Consider the following 15,344-nt stretch of genomic DNA (forward strand, 5'->3'; position numbering starts at 1 on the left):
CCCGAGAGCGTCGAGGACGAAGGCGGCCTTCGTGCCCTCGGCGTCGAGGAGGGCGAGCAGCAGATGCTCGTCGGTGACGGTGGCGGCACCGGCGCGCTCGGAGTGCGCGACCGCTCCCTCCACCGCGTCCCTGGCCCCTTGCGTGAACCGTTCAAACATCACTGCCTCCCGTACTTCTTGTGCACGGCCTGCCTGCTGACGCCGAGCTCGGCGGCGATCTCCTGCCACGACCAGCCCTGGTTGCGGGCGCTGCGCACCTGGACGGCCTCGAGCTGTTCGAGCAGCCGCCGCAGCGCGGCGACCGCTCGCAGCCCGATGCGTGGGTCTCGATCCCCGGCCCGTTCCGCGAGATCCGTTGCGTCGGTCATATTGTCAACGTACGTTGACAGCGGCGGGTGCGTCAACCCTGGTTGACAAGCGCGGAAGGCGTTCCGCCGGTGCGGCTACTTGCAGACGGCCCCGTCCGCCGGGGCCTTGCCGTCGATCAGGAACGCGTCGATCGCCTTGGTGGCGCACTTGTTCTCGCCGTACGTGCCGTGGCCCTCGCCGTCCACCGTCAGCGTGATGCCCACGCCCTTGCCCAGCTGCTGCGCCATCCGCTTGGCGCCCTCGACGGGCGTGGCCGGGTCCCCGGTGTTGCCGACGACCACGATCGGGGCGGCGCCGGGAGCGGACACCTCGGGCTTGTCCGCCTGGCCGCGCACCGGCCACTCCGAGCAGCCGAGCAGGCCCTCCACCTGTGACGGGCCGAAGACCGGCGAGGCCTTCTCGAACGCGGACCGGTTCGCGTCGACGTCCGCCCGGGTGTGGCGGCTGCGCGTGTCGGCGCAGGTGATCGCGGCGTTCGCGGCGTGCATGTTGCTGTAACGGCCCTTGTCGTCACGGCCGTTGTAGGAGTCGGCGAGCATCAGCAGGTTGTTGCCGGTGCCCTCCTGCATGGTCTCGCCCAGGCTCTGCGCCAGGGCGTCCCAGCCCTCCTCGCCCGCGTACAGCGTGGCCCCGATGGCGGTCAGGGCGAGGTCCTCGGTGAGCTTGCGGCCGCTGTCGGTGGGCGCGGGCTTCTTCTTGAGCTTCGCCAGCATGGCGTTGATCCGCCGGTTGCCCTCGGCGGAGTCCTTGCCGGTCGGGCAGTTCTCCGCGTACTCCTTCACGCAGTAGGCCATGGCCGAGTCCAGCGCCTTCTGGAAGGCCTTGGCCTGGGCGACGCCCTGCCGCACCTGGTCCCGGCTCGGGTCGACGACCGCGTCGAACACGGTGCGTCCCACGTTCTTGGGGAACAGGTGCGCGTAGACGCCGCCGAGTTCGGTGCCGTACGAGATGCCGAAGTAGTTCAGCTTCTTGTCGCCGAGCACCTGGCGCATCAGGTCCAGGTCGCGGGCGGTGGTGGCGGTGCCGACGTGCGGGAGCACCTTGGCGGAGTTCTTCTCGCAGGCCCGCGTGAACCGCTTGACGTCCTTGAGTGCGTCGCCGCTGCCCGGGTCGGTGTCGAGCGTCTTGTCGTCCAGGCACTTGACGGCCGTGGTGTTGCCGACGCCGCGCGGGTCGAAGCTGACCAGGTCGTACGCGGCGTTGAGCTTGGTGTAGTCCTCGGCGGCCTGCGGGAGCGTGGCCACGCCGGAGGCGCCCGGGCCGCCGAAGTTGTAGACCAGGGAGCCGATGCGCTTCTCCGGGTCGGTGGCCTTCTTGCGGATGAGGGCCACGTCGACGGACTTGCCCTTGGGCTCGGCGTAGTCCAGGGGCGCCTTCATGGTGGCGCACTCCCACCCCTTGCCGGGGGCTTCGGCGGTGCCCTGGGCGGGAGACGGCGCGGGGCAGGAGCTCCAGGAGAGGCGCTGGCCGGTGAGGGCGGCGGGCAGCGCGGACTTCCCGGCCGCGGGCGGTGTCGCGGTTGCCTTGCGCTCGCCCTTGCCCTCATCGTCGGACCCGCCGCTGCAGGCGGCGAGGGCGGGGATCGCGAGCAGCGAGGCGGCGGCCAGCACTGCGGTGCGACGCGCGCGTATGAGGTGGGGCATTCTCTGTCTCCTGCCGATAACGGTCATGTGAGAGTAAATCGTGAGTAAAGTCGGCTTTTACTCTACCCAGGGCGTGGTTCGCATCGACACCGGTCCCCTACCCCCGCACGACGGTGTCGGCCCCCAGGTCCACAGCGGGGTCCTGGGGGCCGACGTCCTGCGTTTTGTGTCAGGTGTGCAGCTGGTCCAGGGCGGCGCGCATCAGGGCGGCCCTGTCGGCGCTGCCTGGCACGTGCTCGAATCCGAAGCCGAGCAGCACGCTGTCCCGTGTCGTGATCGCGGCGTAGGGCCGGTAGAGCTCGCCGGTCCGCGCCCAGTCGCCCGCGATGGTGACGCTCCCGGGCGGGGGCGGGGCGACGGCCCAGGAGCCGAGCGACGTCTCGAAGCCCTCGGTCTCGGTCGCGGTGCCGCCGACGACGAGCTGGGCGTTGTCGGCGAACAGGCCGCGCCCGCCGTCGGAGGAGTCGGTGACCGAGCTGAGCGACACCTCGACCTTCTTGCCCGCGTAGGCGCCGAGGTCGAAGGCGACCTGCTTCCAGCCGCCGGAGGAGCCGGTGAAGGTGTTCCAGGAACCGCTGCTGCCGGTGGCCGTGCAGCGCGCCGCCTCACGCGTCAGGTAGTGGCGCAGGAACGGGTGGGCGTTGAGGAGGAACCCGGCCGTGCACCGGGCGGGCACGGCGGTGGAGGAAGCGCCGTTGCGGTCGGGCAGCGTGGTCCAGTCGTCGGCGCCCACCGTGTGTGCTTCGAGCAGGCCGTGGTCGAAGCCGGACTCCAGGTTCCAGTTCAGCGCGAGGCGCAGCTCGGGCTTGTCGGCGGCCGTGACACCGGTGAGGTCGAGGGTGCGGGTGAGCCGCTTGTAGTCCCGGTCGGAGTGGGTCGCGGAGGCCATGCCCTGGCCGGCGAACGGCGCGTAGGGGTTGGACAGGCCGGGGTAGGCGCCCGCTGCCGCGCTCTTGAACTGTGGGAACTCCTTGGCGGGCAGGTTGTCGGAGGTGACGGTGAAGCGGCCCGCCTTGTCGAGCGGGTTGCCGTCGGCGGCCGCGAGGGGGCTGCCGGACCCGCTGAGCGCACCGCTGCCGGTGAAGCGCTGGGCACCGGGCGCGGGGACGCGGTCGTACGCGCCCAGGTAGTACTGCGCGAAGTCGTCGGTGAGCGCGGTGCCGAGGTCGACGGTGCCGCCGGCCCGCTCACCGGACTCGATCAGCTTGCCGCCTTCGTTGAGGTAGGCGCGCAGGGCCAGTTGGGTGGGCGCGCCGGGCACGGGGTCGCCGGTGTAGTGCACGACCGTGCGGAAGTGCGACAGGACGCCCAGGGGGTGCGGGGTGCCCTGTGTGGCGACGTCCCAGACGGCGGCGGTGCGGCCGCTTGCCTTGACGGCGTCGACGTACTTCTGGGTCTGTGCGGCGCTCGCGCCTTCCTCGGCGACGACGAGCGTGTTCGCCCGGGGGCGTTCGGCGACGGTGTACGTGAAGTGCTTGCTCTCGGTGCGGCCCTTCTTGGTGCGGCCGGTGAACCACACCTCGACCTTGTCGCCCGCGCGTGCGCCCTCGACCTCGGCGCGGTACTGGTCGAAGTACAGGTTGTCGTCGCCGCCGTAGGTCTCGCCGCCCTTCCACCGCGAGAGGTCCTCGGTGTGCGTGCGGCCGCCGTTGACGCGGTAGCGGAGCTCCTTGTCGCGCACCGACTTGCGGGCGGTGACGGCGACTTCCTGGCCGGTGCCGCGCGCGTACGACGTGGTGAAGGAGTCGGGCGTGAAGTCCGGGGCGTCGATGCCGCTGACGGAGACCGGCCGGTCGGGGTGCAGCGCCGTCTCGGCGACGGCGAGCGCGAAGGGCACGTTCTTCGCGAACTCCTGCTGGATCAGCTTCTCGTCGTCGGGGAAGGTGAAGACGGACGCACAGTCCTGCGCCTTCCAGGCGTCGTTGGGGTCGAGGTCGGAGACGGTCTGGCAGGTGGACATCTCCGGCGTGAACATCGCGATGCCGTTGACGTTGCCCCCGTGGCCGTCGGCCTCGCCGTTGGTGGTGTAGAGCTCGGAGGAGACCTGCGGGTGGTAGCCGGGGACCGCGGGCTTGTCGGGGGTGCCGGCCAGGGCCTTGTAGAGCACGTCGTCGGGGGTGGGGGTGGCGACCTGCCAGCCCACTCCGTAGAGGATCAGTTCCGCCGCCGAGTGGTAGTTGACCGCGTACGTGAAGCCGATGCGCTTCTGGAAGCGGTCGATCGCCTTCGTCTCGGGTTCGGAGACGGGGCCGGTGCCGCGGTAGGTCTCCGAGGACGGGCTCGGGGACGAACCCTCGTTGTCGTAGCCCCATTTGTAGGCGAAGTTGCGGTTGAGGTCGACGCCGTCGCCCGCGGTGATCCTGCCGTCACCGTCGACGTCACGGAGGTTCTTGCGCCACTGGCGGTCGCCGTCGGCGGCGTGCGTGAAGTCGTAGCCGTCGGGGTTGGCGGAGAGCACGAACCACAGCTCGGTGGAGTTCACGAGCTTGGTGATGCGCTTGTCCTTGCCGTAGTTGTCGAGGTAGTGGTGCATCAGGCGGCGGGTCATCTCGGGGGTGATCCACTCGCGCGCGTGCTGGTTGGACATGTAGAGCGTGGCGGGCTTGGAGCCGTCCTTGGACTTCGCCGCGCCCTTGGAGAGCTTCAGCGCGAGGATGTCCTTGCCCTTGAGGGTCTTGCCGATCGAGACGACCTTGGTGAGGCCGGGGTGGGCCTGTGCGGTCCTGACGATCTCCTCCTGGAGTCCGCCCTTGCCGCTGTAGGGCCGGAAGACACCGTCTCCCGCGGCCTCGACCCGCTTCGCGGCGGCCGCGGAGATCGTGTGCTCGGTGAGGTCGATGCCTTGGCGTTCGATGGCCTTCGCCTGGGCTTCGGTCAGATACAGCTCGACGCGGCCGGTGCCGCGATCGGGCACCTGTCCGGCGAGTTCGTGCCCGTCCTGGCCCGCCTTGAGCAGGGTCGGTATCTGCTTCTTGGTGACGTCGGCCCGGTAGACCTTCACGGCCGCCGGATCGTCGTCGGCCGTGGCCTTCGCCGGGCCGCTCGCCTGGGCGTGCGGTGCGGCGACAAGGCCGCCGACGAGCAGCGCGCTGGCGGCGAGGATCGTTCTCGCGCGGGTTCTTCGTCGCATGAGCCCCCCTTGCAGTTGTCCGGCACGTTCGTGCGCGAACGCCAGGCTCGTCACGCTTCATGATCATGTCAATATGACGGGCGACCGGTTCCCGGACGGGCCCACGGCAGAGGCGCTGAGCGGACGTACCCAGGACCGGCTGAGTATCCGAGCGCTGTCAGCGGGCGGAGCGGGTCGGATTGGATCAGGGCCATGCCTGACACCACCGCCGCTTCGTCCCCCGAGCCCTCGTCCTCGAGCGTGCCGCCCCCGGCGGACCGTCAACGCCAGGGAAACGGCTGCATGGTAGGCACCGTCGCCCTGGGTATCGTCGCCGTCATGGCCGTGGTGGCCGCGTTCCAGGTCTGGGATTCCATGACGGGAGGGCCCATCCGGTCCGCGGCGGAGTACGAGAACCGGGTGACCGAGACGAAGGCGGCGGGCAAGCGGGCGATCAGGCAGCTGACGCCCGCGCCGCGGCTGACCGGCACGCTGCCCGGCGCGACCCTTGACGACACCGCCGAGAAGGAGGACAGCACCTCCTGCGTGGACGACTTCGGCGTCGATGACGCCGCCACCGCGCGCGACCAGCCCCTCTACAGCTGGGATCTGACGTTCCACGACCGTGACGCCTACCTGAAGGCCATGAAGGGCCTGCGCAAGGCGTGGACCGCGCGCGGTCTGTCAGTTCAGGCCGTCCCCTCCCGCGAGAAGGGCGAGCCCGGCCACGGCCTTCCTGGCATCAAGACGACCGACGACGGCATCGACGTGTACTTCGGGCCGGACTACTACAGCGACAAGCCCGTCGTACGAGCCGACGGCGGATGCGTCCGCTGGCAGGGCGCGGGCCCGGATCACGAGAAGAGCTCGTAGCGCTTCGGGTCGTCGGGAAGGGTGAAGTGGAAGCCCTCTTCGGCGAAGGTCATGACGGTGATCACGGCGCCGATGACGACCAGCAGGCCGAGGAGCGCCTTGGAGGCGGGGCCGTACGCGGCTCCTCTCGGCATCAGCTGGGGAGCGAAGACGAAGCTCAGCGCGCAGAAGACGATGACGACGAGGAACGTGACGAGCGCCCAGGTGTACATGTGCAGCCCGAACACGGCCGGGCCGTATCCCTTGGGGTCGGTCAGGTGCAGCATCACCTGTCGGGTGGACATCAGCAGACCGGCGAGCGCGGCGACGACGGCCAGGCCGTAGCCCGTCATGTAGTCGACGGCGCTGATCTCCCCGCCGCGCGAACGCACGATGACGTAGGCGGGTCCCGCGGCGCACAGCAGCATCGCCATGCGCTGGACCACGCACAGCGGGCACGGCATGTCACCGTCGAAGATCTGGAAGCCGAGGCTGGTCAGAAGGATGCCGCAGTAGGCGAGCACGAAGAGGTGGGCGAGGAGGAAGCCGATTCGGTTGCTCAGCGGCGCCCCGCCGTGGGCGCGTCGGTTCAGGAGCGCGGCCATCAGTAGTGGTACCCGAGCGAGTCACTGACGTGGTGATGGAACATCAGCACCGCCGCCACGTTGCCCGCGAGCACGAGGCCGAGCACCCAGTGGCGGGGCCTGTCCAGGAGTACCGCAAGGAGTCCGGCGACGATCAACAGGAAGATCAGAGTGTCCACGGGCGCACGCTAAGCACCGGGACGCGTGCCGGTGCGGTCGGCATACCGGCGCGACCGGACGAACCAACCGATTGCCGGAGTTCCGAGTAGGCCTGATCCCGCTGCTGTTGGTGCCGGAAGCGGCCTGGACCTCGGACGACGGCATCCGTAAGTTTGTCCTGCTCTTCTTGTCCGAGGGACAGGAGATCGTCATCGAGATCCCCGAGACGAACCGTCCCTCCCGAGCCGTGTGCGTCGACCGTCACACGGGGGGTGCGAGCAGGAGCCATCGAGAGGGAGCTGCTGAGGGTGGATGATCACGAGCTTGCCCCGTTACGGGACGGCGCTGGACCAACGGGGTCGAGGGCGCCGTCGATGACCGGGCCCGAGCGCCCGGCCCGGCCGGAGTCCGGTGCGCGGGGCATCGGGCGGCGCCGGTTCCTCGGGTACGTCCTGGCGGCGCCGACCCTGGTGGCCGCCGCCGAGCTCGGTCCGGCACCGGCGGCCGAGGCCGGGATTCCGTCGCCGGAGATCACGGAGTTGGTCGACCTCAACGACGTGATGACCGCGGCGGCACTCCCCACGTCGAACCTCATCAGGGTCGAGGTCAACCGGGACGGCACCGTGTCCTTCGCGCTGCCGCGGGCCGAGGTCGGGCAGGGCATCACCACCTCGACGGCCATGTTGATCGCCGAGGAACTGGACGTACCGCTGGACCGCGTGCACGTCACACTGGCCGACGCCCGTCCGGAGCTGGTCTTCAACCAGCTCACCGGCGCGTCCAACACCACCATCTCGACGTACGTACCCGTGCGGGTCGCCGCTGCCGTCGCCCGGGGCCGCCTCCTGAAGGCTGCCGCGACCGAGCTCGGTGCGGCGGTCGCCGACCTCACCCTCAAGGCCGGTGTCATCACCGGTCCCGCGGGCCGCAGCGTCGGCATCGGCGACCTGGCCGAGAAGGCCGCGAGCGTACGGACACAGCGGGTGTCCGCGGAGCTCAAGCCACGCGGGGAGTTCACCGTCATCGGCACACCGCGCGGCCGTGTCGACGCGCTCGCCGCGGTCACCGGGCGCAAGAAGTTCGCCCTCGACCTGGATGTGCCGGACGCGAAGCCGACGATGGTGTGCCGCCCGCCGACCCTCAACGGCAAGGTGGGGGCGGTGGCCAACCTCGAAGACGTCCGCGCCATGCCGGGCGTCACCGATGTCGTGGTGATCTCCACCGGTGTCGCGGTGCGCGCGGAGACCTTCGGCCAGTGCATCGACGCCGTACGTGCCCTGCGCGTGACGTGGCGGGCGGGCACCGCGGAGGGCAAGTCCGACGAGTCCGTGCTCGCGGAGCTGAAAGCCGCCGAGCTGCCGATCGGGCTTCCGCCGCTGACTCCCGCGGTGGAGGGCAGGTTCACCTTCCACTTCCGCAGCAACAGCGCGCTGGAACCCAACTGTGCGATAGCCGACGTACGGCCCGACCGCGCCGAGATCTGGTCGTCCCTGAAGGCACCGATCGTCGCTCAGCAGTCCATCGCCGCCAAGCTCGGCCTTCCGCCGCACGCGGTCAAGGTGCATGTCACCGAAGGCGGCGGGTCCTTCGGGCGCAAGCTCTTCTTCGATGCCGCGCTGGAGGCCGTCGAGGTCTCCCGTAAGGTCGGCAAACCCGTCAAACTCATGTGGCACCGCGCCGACGACTCCCGTCAAGGGCGCACCCACCCCATGGCCACGTCCCGCGTGCGTGCCTCCTACCTCGGCAACACCGTGCTCAGCTACAAGCAGCGGCACACCAGCGTGTCCACCGACTTCAGCCATGGTCTCGGCGAGGTCTTCACCGCCCTGGCCGCGAAGCTGCCCGTGGGCGACATCGGCTTCTCCCAGACCTTCTTCCACCTCACCCAGTCGATGCCCTACGACTTCGGCGCCAGCAACCGACTGCTCAGCGAGACCGACAAGGGCTTCAACACGGGCAGCATGCGCAATGTCTACTCCCCCGACGTCACCTGCGCCCGCGAGCTCATCGTCGACCAGCTCGCCACGAAGATGGACAAGGACCCCTACCGGTTCCGGCGCGACTTCCTGCGCGACAAGCGCGCCCAGGCAGTGCTTGAGAAGGCGGCCGAGGCCGGGAACTGGGGCCGGCCGATGCCGGCCGGTACCGCGCAGGGCATCGCCTTCCACTCCGAGTACCACGCCGTCAGCGCGGTCCTCGTGGAGATCGACTGCCGGCCCGAGACCGTCAACCGCCCCATCCGCGACGGCGTGACCGGACCGCGCGTCACCAAGGCCGTCTTCGCCGTGGACGTCGGTCTCGCCGTCAACCCGCGCGGCCTGGAGGCGCAGATGATGGGCTGCGTGATGGACGGCATCGCGCTGGCCCTCACCTCCAGCCTGCACCTGCGCGACGGGTACTTCCTCGAGGCGAGCTGGGACAACTACTTCTACACCCGGCAGTGGAACACCCCGCCCGAGCTCAAGGTGATCGTCATGCCGTCCACCACGGGCGACCCCGGAGGCGCGGGAGAGCTCGGCGTCGCCGCGTCGATGGCGGCGGTCGCCTGCGCCTACGGCCGCGCCACGGGGGCCATGCCCACCAGCTTCCCGATCAACCACGGCACGCTCTCCTTCGTACCCAAACCGACCGTCCCGCCCATCCCCCAGTCCCCCACCGACGGCCTGCAGCACGGCCGTTGAGCCCTTGGAGATCCCGTGCCCGAGCACACCTTCCGCCTCAACGGCGAGCAGGTCACCGTGAACATCGCCGACGACGTCCGACTCCTGTGGGTCCTGCGCGACGTCCTCGGCGTGACCGGACCCAAGTACGGCTGCGGCATCAACGTCTGCAAGGCGTGCACCAGCCACCTCAACGGCAAGGCCGTCAATCCCTGCGCGATCCCCGTCAAGGACCTGCGGCCGACGGACGAGGTCACCACGATCGAAGGGCTGCCCGCCACGGTGGGCGCGGAGCTGCACCCGATGCAGCGGGCGTGGCTCGACCACGACGTGGCCCAGTGCGGCTACTGCCAGCCCGGCCAGATCATGGCCGCCGTCGCCCTGGTCCGCCGCGTCGCGGAGGAGGGCCGCACGATCACCGACGACGACCTCGACGGCATCCGCAACATCTGCCGCTGCGGCACCTACCACCGCATCCGTGAGGCGATCAGGGCAGGCGCCGAGAACATGTAGGGCGTTACGGGTTACGGCAGGAAGCCGTCCGGCAGGTCGTCGTGCGGGTCGAGTACGAAGCGGTGCTCGCCCGTGCGGTAGGCGGTGCCGGTGATGTCGGTGACGGTGCCTTCGGCCGTACGGAACACCGCGCGGCCGGTGAACACCGTGCCCACGATCGACTCGTGGCGCAGCGCCTGGCCGAGCGCGAGACGGCCGTCCTCCGCCAGCAGGGCGAGGCGGGCGGAGGTGCCCGAGCCGCACGGGGACCGGTCGAACTGGCCGTCGGCGAAGACGGTGACGTTGCGCTGGGCCGGGCCGTCGGGGGTGTCGGGCAGGTCCTCGTGGAAGATGACGCCGTAGACGCCCGACAGCCTGGGGCGGTCGGGGTGCGCGGCGCCCGGGTGGTCCGCGAGGGCCGAGCGGATCTCCCGGCCCGCGGCGACGAGGCGGGGCAACGCGGCGCGGTCCACGGTGAGTCCGAGCCGGGCCGCGGGCACGGACGCGTAGCAGGCACCGGCGTGGACGAGGTCCGCTTCGACCGTGCCGGCGCTCGTGGTGACCGGGACGGCGCGGGCGGTGATGCGTGCGGGCACGTTGCGGAAGGTCACGCCGGTGGTGCGGCCGCCGCTGCGGTGCACGGTGGCGGTGACGCGGCCGGAGGGGACGTCGATGCGGACCTGTGCGGAGCCGTCGGCGGGGGCGGCGACGATGCCGTGCGCGACGGCCCAGGCGCCGAGCGCGATGGTTCCGTGGCCGCAGGCGGTGGAGTAGCCGTCCTTGTGCCAGAACAGGGTGCCGAGATGGGCGCCGTCGTCGTCGGGCGGGACGAGGAAACCTCCGTACATGCCGGAGTGCCCGCGCGGTTCGCGCACCAGCAGTCGGCGGATGTCGTCCAGTGGGCCCCGACGCGGGGCGGTGGGGGCGCCGCCCGCCCCGACCGCGGTGGCGAAGCGGTCGGCGACGGTGTCGCCGGGGATCGGGGGGAGTTCGTCGTGGACGATGCGGAAGGGCTCACCGGCGGTGTGGTAGTCGACGGTGCGGACTGCGGTCACGGCGGGACACCTCGCGGGGAAGGGCGGGCAGGGCTGTTACGCGAGGGACGGTATCGCAATGTGACATTGCACAGGAGCGTGTTGCTGTACTTGCTGTACGGGCTGAGCCCTACGAGCGGGAAGCCGTGCAGAGGTTCATGGGACCGCGCCACGGAGGCGGCGGAGACTCTCCTCGCTTCCCTCAGTAGGCGGAAGGGTCTCCGACCCCGCCGCACTCGCGGTGCTCATCGGCCAACATCCGTGACGGACTTGAGTATTGATTACTCAAGACATCACGAACTCGCCGTCATACCCTTCCCCATGTCGTCCCGTTTTCCCGAGGAACGGCGCGGACGAGGGTCCTGGGGAAAAGCCTGTGAACGACGAGCCGAAGAAATCCGGGAGAGAGGGAAGTGGAATGAGGATCGCCAAGTCAGTGAAGGCCGTGGCGGCGACCGCCGCCGCTTCCGCCGCAGCCATCATCGGGCTTTCCGCTCCGGCCGACGCGGCGGGCGTCGACGGCGCACGCCAGACCACGGCAAACAACGCGGCGTCCGTCGACAACGAGAACCAGGTCTTCCACGTCCAGGGATACACCTGGTCCAACTGAACGGGGGATCGCGGGTACGCGGGCTCCCGGAGTGTCCGGGTGGTGTCGTCGGCTCGATCGGCGGCGGTCCCGCAGCGGTAGCAGATGTGGGAACACCTGGAAGGTAAAGGCGCGTCCTGCTGGTGTCTTGTAACCTCGTGGGCGCTCAGTGGCGGAGCGATTCGGGTTCGGGACGCCTTCGTTGCCCCTCGGGGGTGAAGGTGAAGGCTTCGTCAAAGGGTGCGTTTCCGAGGCGGACAGCAAGCAGAACAGGTTCCTCACGCTCGGGCCATGCGGACTCGGGGCCCGGGGTGCTGCCATTCCAGAGATGGAAGAACACCATGGGCTCGCCGAGGTCCTCGCCCACGTAGCCGAGCGTCTTGCTGTACAGCGGGCTTGACCCTCCGCACAGGATGGACGGGGGGGCCGAACTCGGAGATGACATCTGCCCACGAGCGATCCGCCTGCGCCCACGAGCGCACTCTGGCCCGCAGCGAGTGATGCTCGCCAGCCGCCAGAAGGCGATCGGGCTGGAGCCAGCCGCGGCGATGCGCGAACTCGGCGTAGACCGAGGCGACGCAATGCTGGTCGTAGCCTCCGGGCATCAACTCCTGGAACAGACCTGCCACACCAGTGCTGGTCCAGGCCCCTCGACTCGCCCAGGCGCGCTGCTCTTCGGCCAATGCCTCGGGCTGGCGTTCCACGAACAGCAGGTGATCCATCAGCATCCGCAGGGCCGCGTCATGCTGCGAGAACATGCCGGGACGGCGCAGAGCAGCGTTCAACTGGTCGATGAGATAAGCGTGTATCTCATCGACACCCGCAAGCGATCCGGTGGAGGACACACTCAGAGTGTGCACGACACCTCGCACCCGGCGCCGCAGCCGCAGGCAGAGGTCACATCTCAAGCTCAGAGCCGAGCGGTGATATCCGCGCCCGGTTCAGCTGTGTCAGATCCGGTGATCTGTGACGTGCTGTGACTGGTGGACTGTAGTGCGGTCTTGCATGCTAGGAACGGGAGTTCGCCCGTGACCTAGGGAGGGGGCGTTCATGAGCATCGGGCCCGTGCAGCGGCATGAACGCGTTGCTGTCATCGGAGTGGGCATCCTCGGCGCCAGCGTGGGCTGGAACCTGGCACGGCACGGCGTCAAGGTGGTCTTCATCGACGCGGGCCGGCCGGGCGAAGGCGTCACCAACTGGTCCTTCTCATGGGTCAACGCCAGCAACAAGACCGCGCGCAAGTCCTACTTCGACCTGAACGTCGCGGGCATGGCGTCGTACCGCGAGCTGGCCGAGGCCATCGGGCCGGACCCATGGTGGCATCCCAGCGGACACCTGCGCTGGACAGACGATCCCGCAGCGGAAGCGACGCTCCTGAAAACAGTCGAACTGCTGGCCGACTGGGGCTACCGGGCCGAGGTGTACACAGGGGCCGAGGTGCGCCGCCGCTTCGAACCCGCTCTCACGATGCCCGATGAGACGCCGGTCGTGTTCTACCCCGACGAAGCCTGGGTGCACGGACGTCATCTCGTCGGCCGCCTGGTCGCCCAGGCCGTCGCGTCCGGCGCGGAACTCCGGTCCGGCACCGAGGTCTGCGACATCGCCACCGGTACCGACGGGAGCATCCGGACCGTTGCGCTGTCCGACGGGAGCCGTCTCGACGTCACCATCGTCGTGAACGCGGCGGGCCCCAGCGCCTCCCACGTCGCCGGGCTCGTCGCACGGGACTTGCCGATGCGCCGAGAACCCGGCGCCGTCGCCCGGATCGGCTGCGGTCAGGTCCCGGTTCACCGGGCCATGCACGCACCTCACATCGAGATGCGTCCTGACGGGGACGCTTCGATGGTCCTCCACAGCCGCGAGATCGACGCACGCATCGACACCGGGGAAGACCCGGCGCAACTCGCACGGCTGCTCCACGAATCAGCGAGGCACATCGTTCCCGAAATCGGCAACGGCCACATCACACAGGCACGAGTAGCCAACAGGCCCATCCCAGCCGACGGATTCCCCTCGGTGGGAGCGGTACCGTCCGTCCCGGGCTACTACGAGGCCGTCACCCACAGCGGCATCACGCTCGGGCCGGTGCTCGGCCGGCTGCTCGCTTCGGAAATCCTCGGCGGGAAAAGGGACGAGCTGCTCGCGGACTTCCGCCCGGATCGGTTCCCCTCGTAACAGCCCGCGCGCCATGGCGAGACGAGGCCGAGATCTGGGGCTCCACGAGCGTCAACCTCCTAGGGTGTCGGCATGGTCCGCGAGGTGGGCCTCCCGCCCGGCCGCAGTCAGAGTGAAGTGATCGGTCCCGTTACCCCGCTGGAAGGATCCCCCTGTGCATCAAGAGCGCCATGGGAGTACACCGCGCCGAGACGGCCGGCCCACCTTCGTCCTTGTCCACGGCATGCACAGCAACTCCTGCTCCTGGTCGCCAGTCCTCCAGCAGCTCGCGCTGCTCGGGCACCGGGCACTGGCCGTTGATCTGCCGGGCCACGGCATAGGCGCTCCCTTCCCTCTCTCCTACCAGGCGCCCCAGGACCTGGAGGCGTTCTCGGCCCAGCCCTCCCCGCTGGCCGACGTGACCTTGGCGGACAACGTCGCCCACGTCGTGGAAGCGGTCCGCCAGGTCGCGGAGTACGGGCCGGTGGTCCTGGCGGGCACCAGCGGGGGCGGGGCGACCATCACCGGCGTGGGCAACGCCGTGCCCGATCTGGTCAGCCGGATCGTGTACGCATCGGCTTGGTGCTGCATCGAGCTGCCCAGCGTCGCCGACTACCTGGAGACCCTGGGCATCAAGGATGTCGCCTCATCCCTGGTCAACTGGCGCTCGGCCGACCCCCAGTTCCTGCTCGCGGCCAAGGAGAACCTCATGGCCGAAGCGACCGACGAGCAGTTCCGGGCCGCTCTGAACCTTCTCGAACCCGCCGACTCCGCACAGGTCCTCACCACCGACGCCCGCGGCCGGGCGGACACCTGGGGGCGGATCCCCCGCACCTACATCCGCTTCTCCCGGGACCGCGCGATCCCGCTCACCATGCAGGACCGGATGATCGCCGAGGCGGACGCACTGACCCCGGAGAACCCCTTCCAGGTCCACACCGTGGACACCTGCCACATGGGCATCCAGCTACGCCCTCGTGAGGTGGCCGGGATCCTCGACACGCTCGCGTGACAGGGTCGCGGGCCTCGTGCCGCGAGCGGCAATGCCGTTACCGCAGCAGCAGGAGTTCGTTGGTGAGGACGATCATCCGCCGCTTCGAATCGGCGGCGTTCTGGAAGAGCGAGTCAAGGAGCATGAGTAGATGAGGAACATCCTGCGTGCCCTGCTGGTGCCGGTGGTCGCCGCGGCCGGCGTCGCGCTGCCGGTCTCCACGGCCCGTGCGGCCGATGGCTACGACCGCTGCCCTGATGGGTACTACTGCATGTTCTCGGGTCTCGACGGCACCGGTGACATGGTCAAACTGAGCGGCGACACGCCGGAACTCGCAGCGCTCGGCATGGACGACCGGGCCAAGTCCGACTGGAACCGGACCTCTTCGACCATCTACCTCTGGTCCGACGCGCGCTACACCGGCTGTGTGGCCACCACCTCCGCAGGACCGACCGGCAAGGGCAACTTCTTCCCCGCCTACCAGGACTTCTTCAGCTCGGTGCAGTTCGACGGCCCGGGCGGCATGAGTTGCGGCACGCCGCCCGGCGAGGACGGCTGACCGAGTCCACCTCGTGGTGGGGCAGCAGGACGCGTGACTGCCGGGGGCGGGCGAGCGGCGGGCCGGTCCGGGCCCCCCCCCGGCGCGGCGGGGAACAGGGCGGCACCGGGGGGGGGGGAGGCGCCCCCCCCCACCCCCCACGGCCCCCG

16 protein-coding genes are annotated in these 15,344 nt (G+C 69.8%); 8 read left to right on the forward strand and 8 right to left on the reverse strand.

The features are described from left to right. The 4 genes from ACFWZ5_RS12520 to ACFWZ5_RS12535 form a co-directional block, all read right to left on the reverse strand. On the reverse strand, positions 1-159 hold a 159-nt coding region (locus tag ACFWZ5_RS12520), incomplete at its 3' end, for a Clp protease N-terminal domain-containing protein (protein ID WP_384890700.1). Then, complete coding sequence (locus ACFWZ5_RS12525) at positions 159-368, reverse strand: helix-turn-helix domain-containing protein (RefSeq protein ID WP_384785223.1); 210 nt, start codon at positions 366-368, stop codon at positions 159-161. The genes ACFWZ5_RS12520 and ACFWZ5_RS12525, both read right to left, overlap by 1 nt. Positions 369-443: 75 nt before the next feature. Then, the gene (locus ACFWZ5_RS12530) at positions 444-2,012 is read right to left on the reverse strand and encodes an alpha/beta hydrolase (protein WP_384785226.1); all 1,569 of its coding nucleotides are present in this window, start codon (positions 2,010-2,012) and stop codon (positions 444-446) included. A 169-nt stretch (positions 2,013-2,181) separates the two neighbouring features. Then, positions 2,182-5,142, reverse strand: a complete 2,961-nt coding sequence (locus ACFWZ5_RS12535) for a M14 family zinc carboxypeptidase (RefSeq protein WP_384785229.1) — start codon at positions 5,140-5,142, stop codon at positions 2,182-2,184. A gap of 282 nt (positions 5,143-5,424) precedes the next feature. On the opposite strand from ACFWZ5_RS12535, the gene ACFWZ5_RS12540 reads away from it, so the two are divergent. Then, the gene (locus ACFWZ5_RS12540) at positions 5,425-5,994 is read left to right on the forward strand and encodes a hypothetical protein (RefSeq protein WP_384785232.1); all 570 of its coding nucleotides are present in this window, start codon (positions 5,425-5,427) and stop codon (positions 5,992-5,994) included. Here ACFWZ5_RS12540 and ACFWZ5_RS12545 read toward each other — a convergent pair. Together ACFWZ5_RS12545 and ACFWZ5_RS12550 are read right to left on the reverse strand one after the other, a co-directional pair. Continuing rightward, positions 5,976-6,578, reverse strand: a complete 603-nt coding sequence (locus tag ACFWZ5_RS12545; protein WP_384785235.1) for a disulfide bond formation protein B — start codon at positions 6,576-6,578, stop codon at positions 5,976-5,978. The genes ACFWZ5_RS12540 and ACFWZ5_RS12545 overlap by 19 nt on opposite strands. Next, positions 6,578-6,736, reverse strand: a complete 159-nt coding sequence (locus tag ACFWZ5_RS12550) for a DUF5993 family protein (protein WP_384785237.1) — start codon at positions 6,734-6,736, stop codon at positions 6,578-6,580. The genes ACFWZ5_RS12545 and ACFWZ5_RS12550 overlap by 1 nt, the downstream gene beginning before the upstream one ends. 354 nt (positions 6,737-7,090) lie before the next feature. Here ACFWZ5_RS12550 and ACFWZ5_RS12555 point away from each other — a divergent pair, with 354 nt between their 5' ends. Together ACFWZ5_RS12555 and ACFWZ5_RS12560 are read left to right on the forward strand one after the other, a co-directional pair. Beyond that, positions 7,091-9,397, forward strand: a complete 2,307-nt coding sequence (locus tag ACFWZ5_RS12555) for a molybdopterin cofactor-binding domain-containing protein (protein ID WP_384785240.1) — start codon at positions 7,091-7,093, stop codon at positions 9,395-9,397. A 15-nt stretch (positions 9,398-9,412) separates the two neighbouring features. Next, on the forward strand, positions 9,413-9,889 hold the full coding sequence (locus ACFWZ5_RS12560) for a (2Fe-2S)-binding protein (RefSeq protein ID WP_384785243.1): 477 nt from the start codon (positions 9,413-9,415) through the stop codon (positions 9,887-9,889). Between the two features lie 11 nt (positions 9,890-9,900). Here the strand turns inward: ACFWZ5_RS12560 and ACFWZ5_RS12565 are convergent, their stop codons facing one another. Continuing rightward, positions 9,901-10,923, reverse strand: a complete 1,023-nt coding sequence (locus tag ACFWZ5_RS12565; RefSeq protein WP_384785246.1) for a proline racemase family protein — start codon at positions 10,921-10,923, stop codon at positions 9,901-9,903. Positions 10,924-11,320: 397 nt separating this feature from the next. Here ACFWZ5_RS12565 and ACFWZ5_RS12570 point away from each other — a divergent pair, with 397 nt between their 5' ends. Next, positions 11,321-11,512 (forward strand): hypothetical protein, encoded by a 192-nt coding sequence (locus ACFWZ5_RS12570; RefSeq protein WP_384785249.1) that lies wholly within the window; start codon positions 11,321-11,323, stop codon positions 11,510-11,512. A gap of 145 nt (positions 11,513-11,657) precedes the next feature. On the opposite strand, the gene ACFWZ5_RS12575 is transcribed toward ACFWZ5_RS12570, so the two are convergent. Next, entirely contained in the window at positions 11,658-11,858 is a 201-nt protein-coding gene (locus tag ACFWZ5_RS12575; protein ID WP_384785252.1) for a hypothetical protein, read from the reverse strand. Positions 11,859-11,988: 130 nt separating this feature from the next. Between ACFWZ5_RS12575 and ACFWZ5_RS12580 the strand changes: the two genes are divergently transcribed. The 4 genes from ACFWZ5_RS12580 to ACFWZ5_RS12595 all read left to right on the forward strand — a co-directional run bounded on the left by ACFWZ5_RS12580 (position 11,989) and on the right by ACFWZ5_RS12595 (position 15,195). Continuing rightward, entirely contained in the window at positions 11,989-12,471 is a 483-nt protein-coding gene (locus ACFWZ5_RS12580; RefSeq protein ID WP_384785255.1) for a hypothetical protein, read from the forward strand. A 70-nt stretch (positions 12,472-12,541) separates the two neighbouring features. Then, positions 12,542-13,666, forward strand: coding sequence for an NAD(P)/FAD-dependent oxidoreductase (locus ACFWZ5_RS12585; protein ID WP_384785258.1), 1,125 nt, complete (start codon positions 12,542-12,544; stop codon positions 13,664-13,666). 154 nt (positions 13,667-13,820) lie between these two features. Continuing rightward, complete coding sequence (locus ACFWZ5_RS12590; RefSeq protein WP_384785261.1) at positions 13,821-14,657, forward strand: alpha/beta fold hydrolase; 837 nt, start codon at positions 13,821-13,823, stop codon at positions 14,655-14,657. 130 nt (positions 14,658-14,787) lie between these two features. Then, positions 14,788-15,195, forward strand: a complete 408-nt coding sequence (locus ACFWZ5_RS12595; protein ID WP_384785264.1) for a peptidase inhibitor family I36 protein — start codon at positions 14,788-14,790, stop codon at positions 15,193-15,195. The last annotated feature ends 149 nt before the right edge of the window (positions 15,196-15,344 follow it).

The organism is Streptomyces sp. NPDC059003 (assembly GCF_042740445.1).
GTDB lineage: Bacteria > Actinomycetota > Actinomycetes > Streptomycetales > Streptomycetaceae > Streptomyces.

Coding starts and splice junctions, on each gene's coding strand:
- ACFWZ5_RS12585 (WP_384785258.1), top strand. CDS start 12,542: ATGAGCATCGGGCCCGTGCAGCGGCATGAACGCGTTGCTGTCATCGGA.
- ACFWZ5_RS12595 (WP_384785264.1), top strand. CDS start 14,788: ATGAGGAACATCCTGCGTGCCCTGCTGGTGCCGGTGGTCGCCGCGGCC.
- ACFWZ5_RS12530 (WP_384785226.1), bottom strand. CDS start 2,012: ATGCCCCACCTCATACGCGCGCGTCGCACCGCAGTGCTGGCCGCCGCC.
- ACFWZ5_RS12555 (WP_384785240.1), top strand. CDS start 7,091: ATGACCGGGCCCGAGCGCCCGGCCCGGCCGGAGTCCGGTGCGCGGGGC.
- ACFWZ5_RS12545 (WP_384785235.1), bottom strand. CDS start 6,578: ATGGCCGCGCTCCTGAACCGACGCGCCCACGGCGGGGCGCCGCTGAGC.
- ACFWZ5_RS12540 (WP_384785232.1), top strand. CDS start 5,425: ATGGTAGGCACCGTCGCCCTGGGTATCGTCGCCGTCATGGCCGTGGTG.
- ACFWZ5_RS12570 (WP_384785249.1), top strand. CDS start 11,321: ATGAGGATCGCCAAGTCAGTGAAGGCCGTGGCGGCGACCGCCGCCGCT.
- ACFWZ5_RS12535 (WP_384785229.1), bottom strand. CDS start 5,142: ATGCGACGAAGAACCCGCGCGAGAACGATCCTCGCCGCCAGCGCGCTG.
- ACFWZ5_RS12525 (WP_384785223.1), bottom strand. CDS start 368: ATGACCGACGCAACGGATCTCGCGGAACGGGCCGGGGATCGAGACCCA.